The sequence below is a fragment of the Pseudomonas sp. BMW13 genome, assembly GCF_013357275.1.
GTDB lineage: Bacteria > Pseudomonadota > Gammaproteobacteria > Pseudomonadales > Pseudomonadaceae > Aquipseudomonas > Aquipseudomonas khazarica.
Map to the genome: position 1 here is coordinate 126,912 of NZ_SUKD01000005.1, position 21,384 is coordinate 148,295.

Genomic DNA, 21,384 nt, shown 5'->3' on the forward strand with positions numbered 1-21,384 from the left:
AGTGATCCCACGCCTGCCATGTCGAACGTTTCTTCATCCCCCTCGAATACCTCTCGCCAGTGGCTGATCGGCCTGGCACTGCTCGCTTTGTCGCTCGTCCTGCTGTGGTGGTTCTGGCCGAGCGAGCCACAGAAGCAGCAGATGGGGCGGGGCCGCTTCGGTGACACGGGCCCGGTCCCGGTGCGGGTGGCGCCGGTGGTGCAGGGTGACTTCGCCATCGAACTCAAGGCGCTCGGCACGGTGACCTCTTACAACACGGTCAACGTGCGTTCGCGCGTCGACGGCGAGCTGGTCAAGGTGCTGTTCGAGGAGGGCCAGCAGGTCAAGGCTGGCGACCTGCTGGCAGTGATCGACCCGCGTCCTTATCAGGTGGCGCTGCAGCAGGCACAAGGCGCGTTGCAGGAAAACCAGGCGCAACTGAAGAATGCCGAACTGGACCTTCAGCGCTACAAGGGACTCTACGCCGAAGACAGCATCGCCAAGCAGACCCTCGACACCCAACAGGCGCTGGTCAACCAGTATCGTGGCAGCCTGCAGAGCAACCAGGCCGACGTGGCCACGGCCAGGCTGAACCTGGATTTCACCCAGATCCGCGCGCCCATCGCTGGACGCCTGGGGTTGCGCCAGCTGGACCTCGGCAACCTGGTCAGCAGCGGCGATACCACGCCGCTGGTGGTGATCACCCAGGCCGACCCGATCGCGGTGATCTTCACCATTCCCGAAGGGGACCTGCCGGCGGTGCTCAAGCGCCGCAACGAAGGCGCGACCCTGGCCGTCGAAGCCTGGGATCGCGGTGAGCGCCTGCGCCTGGCCGAGGGCGTGCTGGAGAGTCTGGACAACCAGATCGACACCGCCACCGGCACGGTCAAGCTCAAGGCGCGTTTCGCCAACGCCGAGCAAATGCTGTTCCCCAACCAGTTCGTCAACGTGCGCCTGCGCGTGGAAACCCGCGAGGCCGCCACCATCATTCCGTCGGCTGCCGTGCAATTCGGTACCCAGGGCACCTTCGTCTACGTGGTCGACAGCGACAGCAAGGTCAGTGTGCGCCAGGTGACGATCGCCGCCAGCGATGCCGAGCGCAGCATGGTGGCTGGAGGCGTTCAGCCCGGTGAGCGTCTGGTGCTCGAGGGCACCGACCGCCTGCGCGACGGCAGCCAGGTCGAGGTGATCGACGCCAGCGCCACGCAGGCCGGCGACGCGGCAGGCAAGGGCAAACCGGGCAAGGCCGCAGCGCGGAACGACGCATGAACATCTCGCGCCCGTTCATCCTGCGGCCGGTCGCCACCACGCTGTTGATGGTGGCGATCTTCCTCAGCGGCCTGATCGCCTATCGCCTGTTGCCGGTGTCGGCCCTGCCGGAAGTGGACTACCCGACCATCCGCGTGCTGACCCTCTATCCAGGCGCCAGCCCGGACGTGATGACCAGCGCCGTGACGGCGCCGCTGGAGCGCCAGTTCGGGCAGATGGCCGGCCTCAAGCAGATGTCCTCGACCAGTTCCGGCGGCGCCTCGGTGATCACCCTGCGCTTCAACCTGGACGTGTCGCTGGCGGTTGCGGAGCAGGAGGTGCAGGCGGCGATCAACGCGGCGAGCAACCTGCTGCCCAGCGACCTGCCGGCGCCTCCGGTGTACAACAAGGTCAACCCGGCCGATACCCCGGTGCTGACCCTGGCGGTCAGTTCGACCACGCTGCCGCTGCCGCAGATCAATGACCTGGTCGATACCCGCCTGGCGCAGAAACTGGCGCAGACCAGCGGCGTGGGCCTGGTGACCCTGGCCGGCGGGCAACGTCCGGCGGTGCGCATCCGGGTCAATCCCGAGGCGCTGGCGGCCTATGGCCTGAGCCTGGCCGACGTGCGCACGCTGATCACCGCCAGCAACGTCAACCAGCCCAAGGGCAACTTCGACGGGCCGACGCGGGTTTCGCAGCTCGATGCCAATGACCAGCTGAAGTCGGTGGACGAGTACCGCGAGCTGATCCTCACCTACCAGGACGGCGCCGCGCTACGCCTGAAGGACGTCGCCGAGATCGTCGATGGCGCCGAGAACGAGCGCCTGGCGGCCTGGGCCAATCGCAACCAGGCGGTGCTGGTCAATGTCCAGCGCCAGCCCGGCGCGAATGTGATCGACGTGGTCGACCGCATCCAGACGCTGCTGCCACACCTCACCGAAGGCCTGCCGGCGAGCGTCGAGGTCAAGGTGCTCACCGACCGTACGCAAACCATCCGCGCCGCCGTGCGCGACGTGCAGCACGAACTGCTGCTGGCCATCGCTCTGGTGGTGATGGTGACCTTCCTGTTCCTGCGCAAGCTGTCGGCGACCATCATCCCGTCCATCGTCGTGCCGCTGTCGCTGATCGGCACCTTCGCGGTGATGTACCTGGCCGGCTTCACCATCAACAACCTGACGCTGATGGCGCTGACCATCGCCACCGGTTTCGTGGTCGACGATGCCATCGTCATGCTGGAGAACATCGCCCGCCATCTGGAGGAGGGCGAGACGCCGCTGAACGCCGCGCTCAAGGGCGCCCGGCAGATCGGTTTCACCCTGGTCTCGCTGACCCTGTCGCTGATCGCCGTGCTGATTCCGCTGCTGTTCATGGCCGATGTCGTCGGCCGCCTGTTCCGCGAGTTCGCCATCACCCTCGCGGTGGCGATCCTGATTTCCCTGGTGGTGTCGCTGACCCTGACGCCGATGATGTGCGCACGCCTGCTCAAGGTGGAACGGCCCGAGCAGGAAGGGCGCTTCTACCACCTGGCGGGCGGCTTCATCGATGCCATGATCGAGCGCTACGGGGTGGGTCTGTCCTGGGTCTTGCGGCATCAGGCGCTGACCCTGCTGGTGGCCGTGGCGACCCTGGGCCTGACCGTGCTGCTCTACCTGGCGGTGCCCAAGGGCTTTTTCCCGGTGCAGGACACCGGCGTGATCCAGGGCATCTCCGAGGCGCCGCAGTCGGTGTCCTTCACTGCCATGAGCGAGCGCCAGCAGCGCCTGGCCGATGTGATCCTGCGTGATCCGGCGGTGGCCAGCCTGTCGTCGTCGATCGGCGTGGACGGCGACAACCCGACGCTCAACAGCGGGCGCCTGCTGATCAACCTGAAGACCCATGCCGAGCGCGATGTCACCGCCAGCGAGGTGATCGAGCGGCTGCGTCCGGAGCTGGCGAAGGTCCCCGGTATCGAGCTGTACATGCAGCCGGTGCAGGACCTGACCATCGAGGATCGCATCAGCCGGACCCAGTTCCAGTTCACCCTGGAGTCGCCGGACAACGACCTGCTGGAAACCTGGACACCGCGCCTGGTCGAGGCGCTGCGTGAAGAGGAAGCGCTGACCGACGTCGCCAGCGACCTGCAGAACCGTGGCCTGCAGGTGTACCTGGACATCGACCGCGACGCCGCCGCGCGCCTCGGCATCAGCGTCGGCGATATCGACGATGCGCTGTACGACGCCTTCGGTCAGCGCCAGATCAGCACCATCTATACCCAGGCCAGTCAATACCGCGTGGTTCTGGAAAGCCGTGACGGCGGGCGTATCGGCCTGGCCGCGCTGCGCCAGATCCATGTGCCCACCACGGATGGCCTGCAGGTGCCGCTGTCGTCTCTGGCGCACATCGAGGAGCGTCCGGCCAGCCTGCTGGTCAACCACATCGGTCAGTTCCCCGCCGTGACCCTGTCGTTCAACCTGGCGCCCGGCGTTTCGCTCGGCGAAGCCGTGGCGGTGATCGAGCGCGTCGAGCAGGACATTGGCCTGCCAGGCGGCATCAACACCCAGTTCCAGGGGGCGGCCGAGGCGTTCCGTGCGTCGCTGTCATCGACCCTGCTGCTGATCCTGGCGGCCATCGTCACCATGTACATCGTGCTCGGCGTGCTCTACGAGAGCTACATCCACCCGATCACCATTCTCTCCACGCTGCCGTCGGCCGGGGTCGGCGCCTTGCTGGCCCTGCTGCTCACCGGCAACGACCTGGGGCTGATCGCGATCATCGGCATCATCCTGCTGATCGGTATCGTCAAGAAGAACGCGATCATGATGATCGACTTCGCCCTGGAGGCCGAACGCAATCAGGGCATGGCGCCGCAGGACGCCATCTACCAGGCGGCCCTGCTGCGTTTCCGGCCGATCCTGATGACCACCCTGGCGGCGCTGTTCGGTGCCATTCCGCTGATGCTGGCCTCGGGCTCCGGTGCCGAGCTGCGCCAGCCGCTGGGCCTGGTGATGGTCGGCGGCCTGCTGCTCAGCCAGGTGCTGACGCTGTTCACCACGCCGGTGATCTATCTGTACTTCGATCGGCTGTCGCGCCGCGTCAGCGGGCGCAGCGGCGCCGGGGTGTCGGTATGAGCGGTGCCGGGCTTTTCCTCCCCTCTCTCGCTTGCGGGAGAGGGGCCGGGGGAGAGGGTGGGTATCGCGTCGCGTTGGTGACCCTCTCCCCAGCCCTCTCCCATGAATGGGAGAGGGAGCAGAGCGTGTGCCCATGAATCTCTCGGCCCCCTTCATCCGTCGCCCGGTGGCGACCTTGCTGCTGAGCCTGGCGATCATGCTGCTCGGTGGCGTCAGCTTCGGCCTGCTGCCGGTGGCGCCGCTGCCGCAGATGGACTTTCCGACCATCACCGTGCAGGCCAGCCTGCCTGGCGCCAGCCCGCAGATCATGGCCTCCACCGTGGCCACGCCGCTGGAACGCTCGCTCGGCAGCATTTCCGGCATCAGCCAGATGAACAGCCGCAGCAGCCAGGGCAGCACGCGGATCATGGTGCAGTTCGACCTGGACAAGGACATCAATACCGCGGCCCGCGAAGTACAGGCAGCGATCAACGCGGCCCGTGACCTGCTGCCCAGCGGCATGCGCACCATGCCCACCTACCGCAAGATCAACCCGTCGCAGGCACCGATCATGGTGCTTTCGCTGACCAGCCCGAACCTCGACAAGGGGCAGCTGTACGATGTGGCCTCGACCATCCTCGCGCAGAAGCTGGCGCAGGTCGGTGGCGTGGGTGAAGTCCAGGTCGGCGGCAGCTCCCTGCCTGCCGTGCGCGTGTCGCTGGAGCCGCGCCTGCTCGATCACTACGGCATCGCCCTCGACGAGGTGCGCCAGACCATCGCCTCCAGCAACGCGCTGCGTCCCAAGGGGGCGGTGGAGGACGAGCAGCGTCGCTGGCAGGTGCAGGCCAGCGACCAACTGGCCAAGGCCGCCGACTACATCCCGATGATCATTCGCTATCAGGATGGCGCCGCCGTGCGCCTCGGCGACGTGGCCACGGTGACCGATGGCGTCGAGGACCGCTACAACAGCGGCTTCTACAATGACCGCGAGTCCGTGCTGCTGGTGATCAACCGGCAGAGCGGGGCGAACATCCTGCAGACCATCAGCGATATCCGCGAGCAACTGCCGGCGTTGCGCGAGGTGATCCCCGCCAGTGTCGAGCTGCAGGTGGCGATGGACCGTTCGCCGGTGATTCGCGCGACCCTGCATGAAGCCGAGCAGACCCTGCTGATCGCCGTCGGCCTGGTGATCCTGGTGGTGCTGGCGTTTCTCGGGCGCTGGCGGGCGGCGCTGATCCCGGCGCTGGCGGTACCGGTTTCGCTGATCGGCAGCTTCGCCGCGATGTACCTGCTGGGGTTCTCGCTCAACAACCTGTCGCTGATGGCGCTGATCATCGCCACCGGCCTGGTGGTGGACGATGCCATCGTGGTGCTGGAGAACATCGCTCGCCACATCCACGATGGCGAAACACCCATGGCGGCGGCCCTGAAGGGTACGCGCGAGGTCGGTTTCACCCTGCTGTCGATGAACCTGTCGCTGGTGGCGGTATTCATTTCCATCCTGTTCATGGGCGGCATCGTCGAGCGCCTGTTCCGCGAGTTCTCCATCACCCTCGCGGTGGCGGTGGTGATCTCCCTGCTGGTGTCGCTGACCCTGACGCCGATGCTCTGCGCGCGCTGGCTCAGGGCCGAGGACGAACAGTCGCGCAGCCGCCTGCAGCAATGGGGCGACCGCGTGCAGAGCCGGGTGCTGGCCGTCTACGGGCGTACGCTGGACTGGGCCCTGCGCCATTCGCTGCTGATGCTGCTGAGCTTCATCGCCACCATCGCGCTCAACGTCTACCTGTTCGTCAGCATTCCCAAGACCTTCATGCCGCAGCAGGACACCGGCCAGCTGATCGGTTTCATCCGTGGCGACGACGGCCTGTCGTTCCAGGTCATGCAGCCGAAGATGGAGGCCTTCCGCAAGGCCGTGCTGGCCGACCCGGCGGTGGACAGCGTGGCGGGCTTCATCGGCGGCAGCGGTGGCATCAACAATGCGTTCATGATCGTGCGGCTCAAGGCCATCGGTGAACGCGGGCTGTCGTCGCAGGCGGTGATCAACCGCCTGCGCAGGGAAGTGCCCAAGGTGCCCGGTGGCCGCATGTTCCTCATGCCGGATCAGGACCTGCAGATCGGCGGGCGCGAAGGGCGCAGTTCGGAGAATGAATACATGCTGCTCTCCGATGATCTCGATGCGCTGCGCGAGTGGCTGCCCAAGGTGCGCGAGGCGTTGCGGGCGCTGCCCGAACTGACCGACATCGATGCCAACGAGAACGAGGGGGCGCAGCAGATACGCCTGGTAGTCGACCGTGAGACGGCGAAACGCCTGGGCGTGGACATGGTCATGATCACCTCGGTGCTCAACAATGCCTTCAGCCAGCGCCAGGTGTCGACCATCTACGAAGCGCTCAACCAGTACAGCGTGGTCATGGAAATCGACCCGCGCTATGCGCAGTACCCCGAGGCGCTGGATCAGATCCAGCTGATCACCGCCGACGGCGCGCGCGTGCCGTTGTCCACCTTCGCCCACTGGGAACGCAGCCTGGAGGAGGACCGGGTCAACCACCAGGGGCAGTTCGCCTCCGAGAACATCGGTTTCGCCCTGAGCGAAGGCGTGAGCCTGGACCAGGCCAGCCGGGCGATCGACGATGCGGTGGCGCGGCTCGGCCTGCCCACCGAGGTGCAGGGCACCATGGGTGGCACGGGCGCCGCCTTCCAGCAGACCCAGGGCAACCAGCCGTTGATGATCCTGCTGGCGCTGGTGGTGGTGTACATCGTCCTCGGCGTGCTCTACGAGAGCTACGTGCATCCGCTGACCATCCTCTCCACGCTGCCTTCGGCCGGTGTCGGGGCCTTGCTGGCGTTGCAACTGGTGGGGATGGAATTCAGCCTGATCTCCCTGCTGGGGCTGTTCCTGCTGATCGGTATCGTCAAGAAGAATGCCATTCTGATGGTCGACCTGGCGCTGCAGCTCGAGCGCGGCGAACGGCTCGGCCCGCAGGAGTCCATCCGCCAGGCCTGCCTGCTGCGCTTCAGGCCGATCCTGATGACCACGCTCGCCGCCATTCTCGGTGCCTTGCCCCTGGTGCTCGGCAGCGCCGAAGGCTCGGAGATGCGCCAGCCGCTGGGCATCACCATCGTCGGCGGCCTGGTTCTCAGCCAGTTGCTGACGCTCTACACCACCCCGGTGGTTTACCTCTATTTCGACCGCCTGCGCCATCGCGTCAATCGCTGGCGCGGCGTGCGTACCGATGCTTCGTTGGATAATCCGCTATGAAACCCGTCCAGTTCCCAGATGTTTTTCCTCCTGCTCGTGCGCTCCGGGCCGGGCGCCTGCCGCGTTCCTGCAGCCTGATCCTGCTGCTCGGGCTGCTGGCGGGCTGCGCCCTCGGCCCGGACTATCAGCGCCCCGAACTGAGCACGCCGGTACAGTTCAAGCAGGTCGAGGGCTGGACCTCGGCGGCCCCGGCCGATGCCCTGGCGCGCGGCAACTGGTGGGCCCTGTACGGCGATGCCGAGCTGAACGCGCTGGTCGAGCGCCTGCAGCTGTCCAACCAGAACCTGGCGGCGGCCGAGGCCCAGTACCGCCAGGCGCGCGCACTGGTGCGCGGCGCCCGGGCCAGCTTCTACCCGACGCTGTCAGGCAGCGCCGGGGTCACGCGTTCGGGGCAGGGCGCCTCGGGGACGAACAGCGGCACCAGCGCATCGGGCATCAGCAAGAGCTATGACCTGAGTCTCAGCGCGGCGTGGGAACTGGATATCTGGGGCAAGCTGCGCCGTGGCCTGGAGGCCAGCCGCGCCGAGTTCGAGGCCAGTGCCGCGGATCTCGCCGCCGCGCGCCTGAGCCTGCAGGGCGAGCTGGTGCAGAACTACCTGCAACTGCGGGTGCTCGACGAGCAGTCGCGCCTGCTCGATGCCACGGTCGCCGCCTATGCGCGCTCGTTGCGCCTGACCGAGAACCAGTACCGCGCCGGTATCGTGCCGAAATCCGACGTGAGCCAGGCCACCACCCAGCTCAAGAGCACCCAGGCCCAGGCCATCGACCTGCAATGGCAACGCGCGCAGCTGGAGCATGCGATCGCCGTACTGGTGGGGGGCAGCCCGGCGCAGTTGTCGATTGCGCCGCGCGAAAGCCTGCCGGCCTTGCCGGCGATACCGCTGGCGCTGCCCTCGCAACTGCTGGAGCGTCGTCCCGACGTGGCTGCCGCCGAGCGCCGGGTGATGGCCGCCAACGCGCAGATCGGCGTGGCCGAAGCAGCCTGGTTTCCCGATCTCAGCCTCTCCGCCACGGGCGGTTATCGCGGTAGCAGCTTCGCCGACTGGATCGAGGTGCCCAACCGCTTCTGGTCGCTTGGCCCACAGCTGGCACTGACCCTGTTCGACGGTGGCGCACGACGGGCCGAACTGGAACGCAGCGAGGCCGCCTACGACCAGACCGTGGCCGAGTACCGCCAGGCCGTGCTGGACAGCTTCCGCGAAGTGGAGGACTACCTGGTGCAGTTGCGCGTGCTGGAGCAGGAGAGCGGGGTGCAGCAGGAGGCGCTGGATGCCGCGCGCGAAGCACTGCGCCTGATCGAGAACCAGTACCGTGCCGGTACCGTGGACTACAACAGCGTGGTCACCGTGCAGGCGACGGCATTGAGCAACGAACGCTCGAACCTCACGCTACTGGGCAATCGCCTGCTGGCCAGCGTGCAGCTGATCGCGGCACTGGGCGGCGGCTGGCAGGTCGAACAGTTGCAGGAGCAGACGTCCTCGACTGACTGACGAGGCGCAGCAGTGGGCGTGGCGGGAATCCGCCACGCCGCTTTCGCATCACTTGTGCTGCTTGCGATTCACGGTCTGTGCGGCCTTGATCACGTCGCTGCCGATCACCGATTCGAACTGCTGCCACACCGGGCGCATGGCGTTGCGCCAGGCTTCGCGTTCCTCGCCGGTGAGGGTGATCACCTGGCTGCGGCCGGAGTCGATGATGCGCTGGCGATCGGTCTGGTTGGCGGCCTCCGCCTGCTGGTTCACCACGTAGGTCACTTCGTCGATGATGGCTTCCAGTTCGGTGCGGATGTGGTGCGGAATGCTGTACCAGAAGCGCGAGTTGCTCACCAGCATGTAGTCCAGCACGCCATGGTTGGTTTCGCTGATGAAGGGTTGCACCTCGTGCAGCTGCTTGCTGTAGATGTTCGACCAGGGGTTCTCGGCGCCTTGTACCTGGCCACTCTTGAGCGCGTTGAAGACTTCGGCGAAGGGCAGTTTCTGGCTGCTCGCGCCGATCTGGCGGAACTGCGCCTCCAGCACCGCCGAAGGCTGAATGCGGAAGCTCAGGCCGTTGGCATCGCCTGGCGTGTGCAGCGCGCGGGTTGCCGAGAGCTGCTTCATGCCGTTGTGCCAGTAGGCCAGGCCGACGATGTTGTGATCTTCCATGGAGCGCAGTAGCTGGCGGCCCTTGGAGCGCTTCTGGAAGCGGTTGACCGCCTCGATGTCGTCGAACAGGAACGGCAGATCGAAGACCTGCAGTTGCTTGGTGTATTGCTCGAACTTGGCCAGCGACGGTGCCAGCAGCTGGACTTCGTCCTTCTGCAGGGCTTCGAGCTCGTTGGCGTCTCCATAGAGGCTGGAATTGGGGTAGACCTCGACCGTTACCTTGCCAGCCAGGCGTTCCTCGACCAGTTGCTTGAACAGCAGGGCGCCCTGGCCTTTGGGCGTGCCATCGGCAACGACGTGGGAGAACTTGATCAGGATAGGTTCATCGGCCAGTGCCGGGTTGGCACTGAAGGCGGCTAACGCCAGGGCGCAGGTGGCCAGGGCGCGGACTGGATTGAACATACTGCTTCCTTTTCTTCTTGTCGGTTTGGGCGCTCGTTTCGGCAGCCCTGTGTTGGTCGACTCTGGCACGCAATGACGGCAAGGGGTGCGGCAGTACCCGATACCCGACCAGAGTTGAAGTCCTGCATGGCAAGGCTTATGCCAGTGTGGCGAATATCCGCCAGAGTGCCTGGGATGGTGAAAAGGCTGTGATCCAGCGCACATTAGGTGGCGGATAACCGCCATGTGCCCGGGAAGACACAGCGGAAACTTGCCGGTGCGCAACGTATCCAGCAGCCCTGCTATCCTGTGCCGCTCCCTCTGTCATCCAGGAGCGCCCCGATGAGTTGGTCCGCCACGCAGTATTCCCTGTTCGAACGCCAGCGTACCCGTCCTGTCCAGGATCTCCTGGCGGCTGTGCCCCGCGAGGGCATCGAGCAGGCGGTGGACCTGGGCTGCGGCCCCGGCAATTCCACCGCGGTGCTGCAGGCGCATGCCCCCGAGGCGCGCATCGTCGCCATCGACAGCAGCGAGGACATGCTGCGCGCGGCGCGTGAACGGCTGCCGCAGGTCAGCGTGCAGCTGGCGGATATCCAGCACTGGCAGGCCGACATCGCGCCGCAGCTGATCCTGGCCAACGCCTCGCTGCAGTGGCTGGACGATCACGCGCAGCTCTACCCGCGTCTGCTGGCCCAGCTGGCACCGGGCGGCTGGCTGGCGATCCAGACGCCGGACAACCTGCAGGAACCGGCGCATCGCCTGGCCAGGGAAGTGGCGGCCGATGGTCCATGGGCAGCGCGTATCGGTCATGTGCAGCACCCCGAGCGGCACACTGCGCAGGCCTATTACGACATCCTCGGCGCGCATGCCAGCGAGCTGGATATCTGGCGCACCACCTACTTCCATGTGCTGGACGACGCCAGGGCGGTGGTCGAGTGGTTCAAGTCCACTGCGCTGCGGCCGTTCCTGCAGCCGCTGGATGCCGAGCAGCAGGCCGCCTTCCTGCAGCGTTACCAGGCGGCGATTGCCGAGGCCTACCCGCAGCAGGCCGATGGGCGCGTGCTGTTGCCGTTCCCGCGTCTGTTTCTGGTGGCCCGGCGCTAGCGCTACAGGCTGTCGCGATTAAGCCCGCAGTGCTGCAGTGACTTTTCCCGGCGAGCCTGAGAAGAAAAAGCCCCGCATCTGCGGGGCTTTGGCTTACTGCGCGAGGGCGACCAGTCCGGCCTGTTGCACCAGTTCCAGCAACGGCTGCGGATACACGCCGAGGAAGAAGGCGAGCAGTGCGACCACCAGCAGCATGATGCCGCCGGCGCGCTGGCCCCAGTCGAAGGGGGCGTCGTGGCGATGCAGGTTGGGTTCGCGCATGAACAGCGTGACCATCACCCGCAGGTAGTAGAACACGCCGATGGCACTGCCCAGCACCATGGCACCGAGCAGCCACCACAGCTGCGCCTCGACACCGGCGGCGATCACGTAGAACTTGCCGATGAAGCCGGCGGTCAGCGGAATGCCGGCCAGTGACAGCATCATCACCGTGAGCACGGCGGTCAGGTACGGACGGCGCCAGAACAGGCCCCGGTACTCGTACAGCGCATCGGCATCGCGGCCGCTGTAGGGCGTGGACATCAGGGTGATCACGCCGAACGCGCCGAGGCTGGTCAGCACATAGGTGGCCAGGTACACGCCGATGGCTTCCACGGCCAGACCCTGGCTGGCGACCAGCGCCACCAGCAGGTAGCCAAAGTGGGCGATGGAGGAATAACCGAGCAGACGCTTGAGGTTGTTCTGCAGCAGCGCCAGCAGGTTGCCGAACAGGATCGAGGCGATGGCGATCAGCGTCAGCAGTTCGTTCAGCCAGCCGCCAGCGGTGGCCGGTGAGATCTGGTACAGGCGCAGCAGCACGGCGAACACCGCCACCTTGCTGGCGGTGGCGAGGAACGCCGCTACCGGCGCCGGCGCGCCTTCGTAGACATCCGGCGTCCACAGGTGGAAGGGCACCAGCGACAGCTTGAACGCCAGGCCGATGAGCATCATGCCGATGCCGATCTGGACCAGCAGGGTGCTTTCCCGCGCCAGGCTGACGCCGAGGTCGGCGAAGGCCAGGTTGCCGGACTCGGCGTACAGCAGCGCCATGCCGAACAGCAGGAAGGCGCTGCCTGCCGCCGACAGCACCATGTACTTGATCCCGGCTTCCAGCGAGCGCTTGTTGAAGAAGGCGTAGGCGATCATGCCGTAGGTCGGCACCGACAGCAGTTCCAGGCCGATGAACAGCCCGGCCAGGTGTTGCGCGCTGACCAGCACCAGGCCGCCGGCAGCGGACAGCAGCACCAGCAGGTACAGCTCCTCGCGGTTGCCCGGGTAACCCTTGCCCGACTCGCCGCCCAGGTAGGCGTGGATCAGCGTGATGCAGGCCAGGCTGGCGGCCAGCACCAGCGCCATGTAGTAGCAGGCGAAGTTGTCGACCAGCAGCAGGGGAGTGACCGCCAGCGGCGTGACCTCCAGGGTCGGAATCAGCGACAGCAGCGCCAGGTTCAGGCCCACCACCGAGAGGATGAAGGTCAGGGTGTGATTGCGCTTGGCGGCGATGGCCAGCATCACCACCACCACGGTGAGGCTGGTCACCAGCAGCGGCAGCAGGGCAATCAGGTGTTGCAGGGTGAATTCGACAGCGTGATGTTCCATGAGTCTCTAATCCTTACCCTACCGGCCCGAGGCGAGTTGATCGAGGGCGCCAGCCAGCCACTGCTGCACGCCATGCATGCTGGCAGCGGAGGTGTCGAGCACCGGTTGCGGGTAGACGCCAAGCAGAATCAGCAGTGCCCCGAGGCCAAGTACCATGGACAGCTCGCGGGCTTTCAGACCGGGCAATGCCGCCTCCTGCCGCACCGGGCCGAAGTACGCGCGGTGAATCATCGCCAGGGCATACACCGAGCCGAGCACCAGGCCGCAGGCGGCCAGTACCACGACCCAGGGCGCACTCGGGAAACTGCCGATCAGGATGAGGAACTCGCCGACGAAGTTGCCGGTGCCCGGCAGGCCCAGCGCCGCGGCGGCGAAGAACAGGCTGATGGCCGGCAGCCAGGGCATGCGCGCCCAGATGCCGCCCATCTGGCTCAGGTCACGAGTATGCAGGCGCTCGTAGAGCTGGCCGCAGAGGATGAACAGTGCCGCGGCGGACAGGCCGTGAGCGACCATCTGCACCACCGCGCCCTGCAGCGCGATCTGGCTGCCGGAGTAGATGGCGATGAGCACGAAGCCCATGTGCGAGACGCTGGAGTAGGCCACCAGGCGCTTGATGTCGGTCTGCGCGAAGGACAGCAGGGCGCCGTAGACGATGGCGAACACGCCGAGCCACTGAGCGATCGGTGCGAACTCCGCCGAGGCGTTGGGGAACAGCGGCAGGGCGAAGCGCAGCAGGCCGTAGGCGGCGGTTTTCAGCAGGATGCCGGCGAGGTCCACGGAGCCTGCGGTCGGCGCCTGGGCGTGGGCGTCGGGCAGCCAGGAATGCACCGGTACCACCGGGAACTTCACCGCGAAGGCGACGAAGAAGCCGAGCATCAGCAGGTACTCGGTGCCTGGCGCCAGTTCGGTCTGCAGCAGGTCGGCGTAGTTGAAGCTGAGCACGCCGGTCTGGTTGAAGTGCACGAACACCAGGGCGAGGATCGACACCAGCATGACCAGGCCGCTGGCCTGAGTGAAGATGAAGAACTTGGTGGCGGCGGTGATGCGGGTGCGGCCGTCGCTGCCGCTGTGACCCCAGAGCGCGATGAGGAAGTACATCGGCACCAGCATCATTTCCCAGAAGAAGAAGAACAGGAACAGGTCGACGGCGAGGAACACGCCGACCACGCCGCCGAGAATCCACATCAGGTTGAGGTGGAAGAAGCCGACGCGGTTCTGGATCTCGTTCCACGAGCAGAGCACCGAGAGCACGCCGAGCAGGCCGGTGAGCGTCACCATCAGCACCGACAGGCCGTCCATCGCCAGGTGGATGGTTATCCCCAGACGCGGGATCCAGTCGATGACGAATTCGTGGGCCCAGCGCGGGCCGCCGTCCGGGGCTGGCGCCAGGGTGAAATCACCGCTGACCCACAGCCACAGGCTCAGGCCGAACAGCAGGCCCATGGTGATCAGGGCGATCCAGCGCGGCAGGACGTGGCCGAAGCGCTCGCCTTGCCAGCACAGCAGGCCGCCGATGAAGGGGATCAGGATTAGCCAGGGCAGAATCATCAGGCTGTTTTCCTTAACTCAAAAATAGGATGGCGGCGAGCACCAGCACGGCGCCCCCGGCGATCGAGGCGGCGTACCAGCGCACCTGACCGGTTTCGCTGCGTACCAGCGCGGCATTGCCGCCGCGCGCGAGCAGCGGGATCAGGCCGATGCTGCGGTCGATCGGATCGCGGCGCAGCAGGTGGCAGAGCAGCAGGTAGGGGCGCACGAACAGCTTGTCGTAGAGCCAGTCGAAGCCCCAGGCGGCGAACCACCAGGCGCTCAGCAGGCGACCCGGCGCGCTCTGCGCCACGGCACTGGCGAAGCGGCGCTGGCCGAGGAAGAGCAGGGCGGCGATGACGATGCCGCTGACCGCGATCAGCCCGGACAGCAACTCCAGGCTGTGCTTGGCCTCGCCACCGGCATGCCCGGCGCTTTCCGGCAGGACGCCGGCCAGCGGTGGGGTGATCCAGGCGCCGATGAAGGTCGACAGCACGATCAGCACCAGCAGCGGCAGGTTGTGGGCGATGCCATGGCCGGCATGGGCCTCGGTCTTCTGCTCGCCGTGGAAGGCGATGAAGATCAGGCGGAAGGTGTAGATCGAGGTCAGGAAGGCGCCGGTCAGCCCCGCGTAGAGCAGGCCACCGTGGCCGCTGGCGAAGGCTTCCCAGAGGATTTCGTCCTTGGAGTAGAAACCGGCCGTCAGCAGCGGCAGCGCGGCCAGGGCTGCACCGCCAACGACGAAGCTGGCGTAGGCCAGTGGCAGTTTCTTCCACAGGCCGCCCATCCTGAAGATGTTCTGCTCGTGGTGGCAGGCATGGATCACCGCACCGGACGCCAGGAACAGCAGGGCCTTGAAGAAGGCGTGGGTCATCAGGTGGAAGATCGCCGCGTCCCAGGCACCGACGCCCAGGGCGAGGAACATGTAGCCGATCTGGCTCATGGTCGAGTAGGCGAGGATGCGCTTGATGTCGGTCTGCACCAGCGCGGCGAAACCGGCCAGCACCAGGGTCACGCCGCCGACGATGCCGACCAGTTCGAGAATCTCCGGGGTCAGCAGGAACAGGCCATGAGTGCGCGCGATCAGGTAGACGCCGGCAGTGACCATGGTCGCCGCGTGGATCAGCGCCGACACCGGGGTCGGACCGGCCATGGCGTCGGCCAGCCAGGTCTGCAGCGGCAACTGCGCCGACTTGCCCACCGCGCCGCCGAGCAGCATCAGCGTGGCCAGCCACAGCCAGGTGTCGCCCGCGACGTAGCGCTGCGGTGCCAGCACCATCAGCTCCTGGATGTTCAGGGTGCCGAGGTTGAGGAACAGCAGGAACAGGCCGATCATCAGGAACACGTCGCCGATGCGGGTGACGATGAAGGCCTTGAGCGCGGCGTTACCGTTGGGCACGTGCTTGTAGTAGAAGCCGATCAGCAGGTACGAGCACAGACCCACGCCTTCCCAGCCGAAGAACAGCACCAGCAGGTTGTCGCCGAGCACCAGCAGCAACATGCTGAAGATGAACAGGTTGGTGTAGGCGAAGAAGCGCGAGTAGCCTTCCTCGCCACGCATGTACCAGCTGGCGAACAGGTGGATCAGAAAACCCACGCCGGTGACCACGCCGAGCATGGTCACGGACAGGCCGTCCAGGTACAGGGTGAAGCTCGGCGCCAGGCCTTCGACGCTCATCCACTGCCACAGGGTCAGGCTGTAGGCGCCTGAAGCCGGTGGGTTGCCGAGGAAGGCGGCGATCACCCAGGCGGCGCTGGCAGCCGCCAGGCCGATGGAGCCGACGCCGATCACTGCGCTGGTGTTTTCCGACAGGCGTCCGCGCGAGAAGGCCAGCAGCAGCCAGCCGAGCAGCGGGAAGAATAGAGTCAGGGCTAGAAGGTTCATCCGCGCATCTCGCTGGCAGCGTCGATATCCAGGGTGTTGAAGCGGCGATACAGCTGCAGCAGGATCGCCAGGCCGATACTGGCCTCGGCGGCTGCCAGGGTGATCACCAGAATGAACATCACCTGGCCGTCAGCCGCACCCCAGCGGGCGCCGGCGACGATGAAGGCGAGCGCTGCGGCGTTCATCATCACTTCCAGGCTCATCAGGATGAACAGGATGTTGCGCCGCACCATCAGCCCGACCAGGCCGATGCAGAACAGCACGCCGGCCAGGGCCAGGCCGTGCTCCAGGGGTATACCGGTCATGCTGTGGGCTCCTTGGCGTCATGGCGGCCCAGGTGGTAGGCGGCGACCAGGGCGGCGAGCAGCAGCATCGAGGCCAGCTCCACCACCAGCAGGTAGGGGCCGAACAGGCTGATGCCGACGGCCTTGGCTTCGACCGTGGCATGGCCGATCTGGGCATCGCTGACATGGCTGAGCAGCACGTAGAGCAACTGCCCGAGCAGCAGGGCGCTGAGAATGGCCGGACCGACCCAGATGCCGGGCGTCAGCCACCTGCGTTCCTGATCGGCAGCGGCCGGGCCGAGGTTGAGCATCATCACCACGAAGACGAACAGCACCATGATGGCGCCGGCGTAGACGATGATTTCCAGCGCGCCGGCGAAGGGCGCGCCAAGGGCGAAGAACACCATCGACACCGCCAGCAGCGAGACGATCAGGTAGAGCAGGGCATGCACCGGGTTGGTGTTGGTGATCACCCCCACCGTCGATGCCACCGCCACGCCGGCGGCGAAGTAGAACGCGAATTCCATTACAGGCTCCTCACGGTAGCCCGCGCACGGTGGCGGGCGAGGGGCAGGGAAAGTGATATCAGCATCATGGCAGCAGTCCCTTGACGTTGATCGGCTCGGCCTCGTCCTGCGCGGCGCCCTTGGGCTTGCCGGCGATGGCCATGCCGGCGACGCGGTAGAAGTTGTAGTCCGGGTTCTTGCCGGGGCCGCTGATCAGCAGGTCTTCCTTCTCGTACACCAGATCCTGGCGCTTGAACTCGCCCATCTCGAAGTCGGGAGTGAGCTGGATCGCCGTGGTCGGGCAGGCTTCCTCGCACAGGCCACAGAAGATGCAGCGCGAGAAGTTGATGCGGAAGAACTCCGGGTACCAGCGACCGTCATCGGTCTCGGCCTTCTGCAGCGAGATGCAGCCTACCGGGCAGGCCACGGCGCACAGGTTGCACGCCACGCAGCGCTCTTCGCCGTCGGGGTCGCGGGTGAGGACGATGCGGCCACGGTAGCGCGGCGGCAAGTAGACCGGCTCTTCCGGGTATTGCAGGGTGTCACGCTTGCGAAAACCATGGCTGAAGACCATGGCCAGGCTGCGTAGCTGGGTGGCGGTGCCGACCAGCACGTCCCAGATGTATTTGAACATTGCGTTTCTCCTTACTGGGCCGCGGCCAGCACGAATGCGCCGGTCACCAGCAGGTTGATCAGGGTCAGCGGCAGGCAGAACTTCCAGCTGAAGGCCATGACCTGGTCATAGCGCGGGCGTGGGATCGACGCGCGCAGCAGGATGAAGATCATGATGAAGAAGGCCGTCTTCAGCGCGAACCAGAAGAACGGGATCTGCGGCAGGATGCCGAACGGGCCATGCCAGCCACCGAAGAACAGCGTCACCAGCAGGGCCGAGACGGTGACGATGGCGACGTACTCGCCAACGAAGAACATGCCCCACTTCATCCCGGCGTATTCGATGTGGTAACCGTCGGCCAGCTCCTGTTCGGCTTCCGGCTGGTCGAACGGGTGACGGTGGGTCACGGCGACGGCAGCGATGAAGAAGGTACAGAAGCCGAAGAACTGCGGAATGATGAACCACAGGTTCTGCGCCTGGTAATCGACGATGTCGCGCATGTTGAACGAGCCGACCTGCGCCACCACACCCATCAGTGCCAGGGCCAGGAACACCTCGTAGGAGATGGTCTGGGCCGACGCGCGCAGGCTGCCGAGCAGGGCGAACTTGTTGTTGCTCGACCAGCCGGCGAACAGCACCGCGTAGACCGAAAGGCCGGCCATGGCGAAGAAGAACAGGATGCCGATGTTCAGGTCCGCCACCCCCCAGGTCGGGGTGATGGGGATGATGGCGAAGGCCATCAGCATCGCCGAGAAGGCGATCATCGGTGCCAGGATGAAGATGAACCTGTCGGCGAACGGCGGCGTCCAGTCCTCCTTGAAGAACATCTTGATCATGTCGGCGGCGATCTGGAACATGCCGAACGGCCCGACGCGGTTGGGGCCGTAGCGGTCCTGCCACCAGCCGAGCAGGCGCCGCTCGATGAAGCTCAGCAGCGCACCGCAGACCACCACCACCAGCAGGATGACGATGGCCTTGAGTACGGCGATGACGATCTCGATCAGTTCGGGCGTCAACCAGCTCATTGTGCGGCCTCCTGCAGCAGGGTCACGCTGGCACCGGCGAGCGTCGCCGGAATGCCCGGCAAGCCGAGCGGCAGGCCGACCAGGCCGACGCCCAGATCGTCACGCACCTGCAGCGGCAGGCGCAGGGCCTGGCCGTTGACGCGCAGGGCCAGCAGCGCACCGTCGTTCACCCCAAGGCGAGCCGCCTCGTCGCGGGCCAGGGCCACATAGGGCTCGGGCATGCGTTCCTGGATGGGTTTGGCGCGCGCGGAGTTTTCCTCGCTGCCGAACAGGTGGTGCAGCGGCGCCACCTGCCAGGTACCGGCCGCCGGGTTGAACGCAGCGTTCACCGCGAACCAGGGCAGCGCGTTGCCAGCGGCCTCGAGCAGACGCACGCCGGGGTCGCCGGCGCGCAGGTGACCACCGACCTCGTCCTGGAACTTGTTCCAGGCCTGCGGCGAGTTCCAGCCCGGCGACCAGGCGAACGGAATCTGCTGCCGGTCTTCCTTGCTGCCGGCGTAGCCTTCCATGGAGAAGGCGAAGGCCGAATCCTGATCCTGCGGCTGACGCGGCTCGTGCACGCTGATGTTGGCGCGCATGGCGGTGCGACCGCTGTAGCGATGCGGTTCGCGCGCCAGCTTGAGGCCCTTGATGCGGAACGCGGCGCTCGGCGCGGCGTCCCTGATGCCGGCCAGCAGCGGGTTGCTGGCGGCGCAGGCGTCGGTGACCTGGTCCAGCTGCGTCCAGTCCACGGCCTTGCCCTGCAGGGTGCTGTGCAGCGCGTGCAGCCAGCGCCAGCCCTCGCGGATCAGGATGTTGCTGTCGTAGTAACTCGGCTCATAGACCTGGAAGAAACGCTGGGCGCGGCCCTCGAGGCTGACCAGGGTGCCGTCGCCCTCGGCGAAGCTGGCCACCGGCAGTAGCAGGTGGGCGCGTTCGCTGGTCGCGGTGCGCTGGTGGTCGGCGACGATCACGCTCTGCGCGGCAGCCAGCGCGGCGTCGACCTTGGCAGCATCGGCGCGGCGGTACAGGTCGTTCTCCAGCACGATCACGGCATCGGCCTGGCCGCTGCTCAGGGCCAGCAGCGCGGCGTCGACGGATTCGCCGCCGAGCAGGGCCAGGCCCAGGCTGTTGGCCTCGGGCACCACCAGGCTCAGCGAGCCGTTCTTCTCACGGTTCTTCAGGGCGCTGGCGATGTTGGCGGCCGCTTCGATCAGGGCCTTGTCGCCCAGCGAGGCACCGGACACGATCAGCGGGCGACTGGCGTTGGTCAGCGCAGCGGCGATGCGCTGTACCAGCTCGCGCGCCTCCGTTTCCAGGCCGTCCACGGCCGGGGCGCTGGGGTCGATGGCGTGGGCCACGGCGAAACCGATACGGGCCAGATCGGCCGGCGCGGCATGCACGCTCTCGGCGGCGACGTCATCCAGGCGGGTCTCGCCGACGCTGGCGATGAACAGGGGATGCCGGGCGTGCTGGGCGACGTTCTGCACGGCTGCCATGTGCCAGTCCTGGATGCGTGCGCCGGCGGCGATCTCGGTGGCCTTGCCCTTGACCGCCTGGCGCAGGGCCAGGGCCAGGCGCGCGGCGGTCTGGGTCAGGTCTTCGCCGAGGACGAAGATGGCGTCGTGCAGCTCGACATCGCGCAGCGTCGGCGTCGGCAGCGGGCCGTTGCGCAGGATGTCGCGGATCAGGCGAATGTTGTCCAGCTCGGCGGCCGCGATGCCACTGTAGTAGTGCTCGGCACCGACCAGTTCGCGCAGGGCGAAGTTGGCTTCGAGGCTGGCGCGCGGCGAACCGATGCCGATCACGCGCTTGCCCTTGAGCAGCTCGGCGGCCTTGTCCAGCGCGGCATCGATGCCCAGCGGCTGACTCCCCAGCAGTGGCTGGCGCGGGCGATCCTCGCGGTTGACGTAGCCGTAGCCGAAACGGCCGCGGTCGCAGAGGAAGTACTGGTTGACCGAGCCGTTGAAGCGGTTCTCGATCCGGCGCAGTTCGCCGTAGCGCTCGCCGGGACTGATGTTGCAGCCGCTGGAGCAGCCATGGCAGATGCTTGGGGCGAACTGCATGTCCCACTTGCGGTTGTAGCGCTCGGAATGGGTCTTGTCGGTGAACACGCCGGTCGGGCAGACCTCGACCAGGTTGCCGGAGAACTCGCTTTCCAGCGTGCCGTCCTCGACGCGACCGAAGTACACGTTGTCGTGCGCGCCATACACGCCCAGGTCGGTGCCGCCGGCGTAGTCCTTGTAGTAGCGCACGCATCGGTAGCAGGCGATGCAGCGGTTCATCTCATGGGCGATGAACGGGCCAAGCTCCTGGTTCTGGTGGGTGCGCTTGGTGAAGCGATAGCGACGGGCGTTGTGCCCGGTCATCACCGTCATGTCCTGCAGGTGGCAGTGACCGCCTTCCTCGCACACCGGGCAGTCGTGCGGGTGGTTGGTCATCAGCCATTCGACGACGCTGGCGCGGAACGCCTTGGATTCCTCGTCGTCGATGCTGATCCAGGTGTTGTCGGTGGCAGGCGTCATGCAGGACATGACGATACGACCACGGGTGTCGTTCTCGTCGTTGTACTGCTTGACCGCACACTGCCGGCAGGCCCCGACGCTGCCAAGCGCGGGGTGCCAGCAGAAGTAGGGGATATCGAGGCCGAGGGACAGGCAGGCCTGCAGCAGGTTGTCCGCTCCATCGACTTCGAAATCTTTGCCGTCTACGTGGATAGTGGCCATTTCTTTGAGTCTTCGTTTACCCGCTTGCTAAAGCGGCTGGCTAAGGGAATTCGTCTG

General features: G+C 66.3%; 14 protein-coding genes. 5 read left to right on the forward strand and 9 right to left on the reverse strand.

The window, feature by feature from the left end:
* Positions 1-18: 18 nt before the first annotated feature.
* The 4 genes from E4487_RS05700 (at position 19) to E4487_RS05715 (ending at position 9,065) form a co-directional block, all read left to right on the forward strand.
* Positions 19-1,248, forward strand: coding sequence for an MdtA/MuxA family multidrug efflux RND transporter periplasmic adaptor subunit (locus E4487_RS05700; protein WP_175252892.1), 1,230 nt, complete (start codon positions 19-21; stop codon positions 1,246-1,248).
* Positions 1,245-4,337: an MdtB/MuxB family multidrug efflux RND transporter permease subunit gene (locus E4487_RS05705; RefSeq protein ID WP_175252893.1), complete on the forward strand. Its 3,093-nt coding sequence runs from the start codon at positions 1,245-1,247 to the stop codon at positions 4,335-4,337. The genes E4487_RS05700 and E4487_RS05705 overlap by 4 nt, the downstream gene beginning before the upstream one ends.
* 133 nt (positions 4,338-4,470) lie before the next feature.
* Positions 4,471-7,575, forward strand: coding sequence for a multidrug efflux RND transporter permease subunit (locus E4487_RS05710; RefSeq protein WP_175252894.1), 3,105 nt, complete (start codon positions 4,471-4,473; stop codon positions 7,573-7,575).
* Positions 7,572-9,065 carry an efflux transporter outer membrane subunit gene (locus tag E4487_RS05715; protein WP_306669864.1) on the forward strand — a complete coding sequence of 498 codons (1,494 nt, stop codon included), beginning with the start codon at positions 7,572-7,574 and terminating at the stop codon, positions 9,063-9,065. Before E4487_RS05710 ends, E4487_RS05715 begins: the two co-directional genes overlap by 4 nt.
* Positions 9,066-9,113: 48 nt before the next feature.
* On the opposite strand, the gene E4487_RS05720 is transcribed toward E4487_RS05715, so the two are convergent.
* The gene (locus tag E4487_RS05720; RefSeq protein ID WP_037055859.1) at positions 9,114-10,121 is read right to left on the reverse strand and encodes a TRAP transporter substrate-binding protein; all 1,008 of its coding nucleotides are present in this window, start codon (positions 10,119-10,121) and stop codon (positions 9,114-9,116) included.
* Between the two features lie 321 nt (positions 10,122-10,442).
* Here E4487_RS05720 and tam point away from each other — a divergent pair, with 321 nt between their 5' ends.
* Positions 10,443-11,204, forward strand: a complete 762-nt coding sequence (tam, locus tag E4487_RS05725) for a trans-aconitate 2-methyltransferase (RefSeq protein WP_134675887.1) — start codon at positions 10,443-10,445, stop codon at positions 11,202-11,204.
* A gap of 93 nt (positions 11,205-11,297) precedes the next feature.
* On the opposite strand, the gene nuoN is transcribed toward tam, so the two are convergent.
* The 8 genes from nuoN to nuoG form a co-directional block, all read right to left on the reverse strand.
* Positions 11,298-12,782: an NADH-quinone oxidoreductase subunit NuoN gene (gene nuoN / locus E4487_RS05730; protein WP_175252895.1), complete on the reverse strand. Its 1,485-nt coding sequence runs from the start codon at positions 12,780-12,782 to the stop codon at positions 11,298-11,300.
* Between the two features lie 18 nt (positions 12,783-12,800).
* A complete protein-coding gene (gene nuoM, locus E4487_RS05735) occupies positions 12,801-14,330 on the reverse strand; it encodes an NADH-quinone oxidoreductase subunit M (protein WP_037055864.1) in 1,530 nt (509 codons plus the stop codon).
* A gap of 13 nt (positions 14,331-14,343) precedes the next feature.
* Positions 14,344-16,194 carry an NADH-quinone oxidoreductase subunit L gene (gene nuoL, locus E4487_RS05740; RefSeq protein ID WP_150609524.1) on the reverse strand — a complete coding sequence of 617 codons (1,851 nt, stop codon included), beginning with the start codon at positions 16,192-16,194 and terminating at the stop codon, positions 14,344-14,346.
* Positions 16,191-16,499, reverse strand: coding sequence for an NADH-quinone oxidoreductase subunit NuoK (gene nuoK, locus E4487_RS05745; RefSeq protein WP_037055867.1), 309 nt, complete (start codon positions 16,497-16,499; stop codon positions 16,191-16,193). Before nuoK ends, nuoL begins: the two co-directional genes overlap by 4 nt.
* Positions 16,496-17,005, reverse strand: coding sequence for an NADH-quinone oxidoreductase subunit J (gene nuoJ / locus E4487_RS05750; protein WP_175252896.1), 510 nt, complete (start codon positions 17,003-17,005; stop codon positions 16,496-16,498). Before nuoJ ends, nuoK begins: the two co-directional genes overlap by 4 nt.
* Before the next feature lie 64 nt (positions 17,006-17,069).
* Positions 17,070-17,618 carry an NADH-quinone oxidoreductase subunit NuoI gene (gene nuoI / locus E4487_RS05755; protein ID WP_037055870.1) on the reverse strand — a complete coding sequence of 183 codons (549 nt, stop codon included), beginning with the start codon at positions 17,616-17,618 and terminating at the stop codon, positions 17,070-17,072.
* A gap of 11 nt (positions 17,619-17,629) precedes the next feature.
* Entirely contained in the window at positions 17,630-18,622 is a 993-nt protein-coding gene (gene nuoH / locus E4487_RS05760; protein ID WP_037055871.1) for an NADH-quinone oxidoreductase subunit NuoH, read from the reverse strand.
* The gene (nuoG, locus tag E4487_RS05765) at positions 18,619-21,327 is read right to left on the reverse strand and encodes an NADH-quinone oxidoreductase subunit NuoG (RefSeq protein ID WP_175252897.1); all 2,709 of its coding nucleotides are present in this window, start codon (positions 21,325-21,327) and stop codon (positions 18,619-18,621) included. The genes nuoH and nuoG overlap by 4 nt, the downstream gene beginning before the upstream one ends.
* Between the last annotated feature and the right edge of the window lie 57 nt (positions 21,328-21,384).

Coding starts and splice junctions, on each gene's coding strand:
- E4487_RS05700 (WP_175252892.1), top strand. CDS start 19: ATGTCGAACGTTTCTTCATCCCCCTCGAATACCTCTCGCCAGTGGCTG.
- E4487_RS05705 (WP_175252893.1), top strand. CDS start 1,245: ATGAACATCTCGCGCCCGTTCATCCTGCGGCCGGTCGCCACCACGCTG.
- E4487_RS05710 (WP_175252894.1), top strand. CDS start 4,471: ATGAATCTCTCGGCCCCCTTCATCCGTCGCCCGGTGGCGACCTTGCTG.
- E4487_RS05715 (WP_306669864.1), top strand. CDS start 7,572: ATGAAACCCGTCCAGTTCCCAGATGTTTTTCCTCCTGCTCGTGCGCTC.
- E4487_RS05720 (WP_037055859.1), bottom strand. CDS start 10,121: ATGTTCAATCCAGTCCGCGCCCTGGCCACCTGCGCCCTGGCGTTAGCC.
- tam (WP_134675887.1), top strand. CDS start 10,443: ATGAGTTGGTCCGCCACGCAGTATTCCCTGTTCGAACGCCAGCGTACC.
- nuoN (WP_175252895.1), bottom strand. CDS start 12,782: ATGGAACATCACGCTGTCGAATTCACCCTGCAACACCTGATTGCCCTG.
- nuoM (WP_037055864.1), bottom strand. CDS start 14,330: ATGATTCTGCCCTGGCTAATCCTGATCCCCTTCATCGGCGGCCTGCTG.
- nuoL (WP_150609524.1), bottom strand. CDS start 16,194: ATGAACCTTCTAGCCCTGACTCTATTCTTCCCGCTGCTCGGCTGGCTG.
- nuoK (WP_037055867.1), bottom strand. CDS start 16,499: ATGACCGGTATACCCCTGGAGCACGGCCTGGCCCTGGCCGGCGTGCTG.
- nuoJ (WP_175252896.1), bottom strand. CDS start 17,005: ATGGAATTCGCGTTCTACTTCGCCGCCGGCGTGGCGGTGGCATCGACG.
- nuoI (WP_037055870.1), bottom strand. CDS start 17,618: ATGTTCAAATACATCTGGGACGTGCTGGTCGGCACCGCCACCCAGCTA.
- nuoH (WP_037055871.1), bottom strand. CDS start 18,622: ATGAGCTGGTTGACGCCCGAACTGATCGAGATCGTCATCGCCGTACTC.
- nuoG (WP_175252897.1), bottom strand. CDS start 21,327: ATGGCCACTATCCACGTAGACGGCAAAGATTTCGAAGTCGATGGAGCG.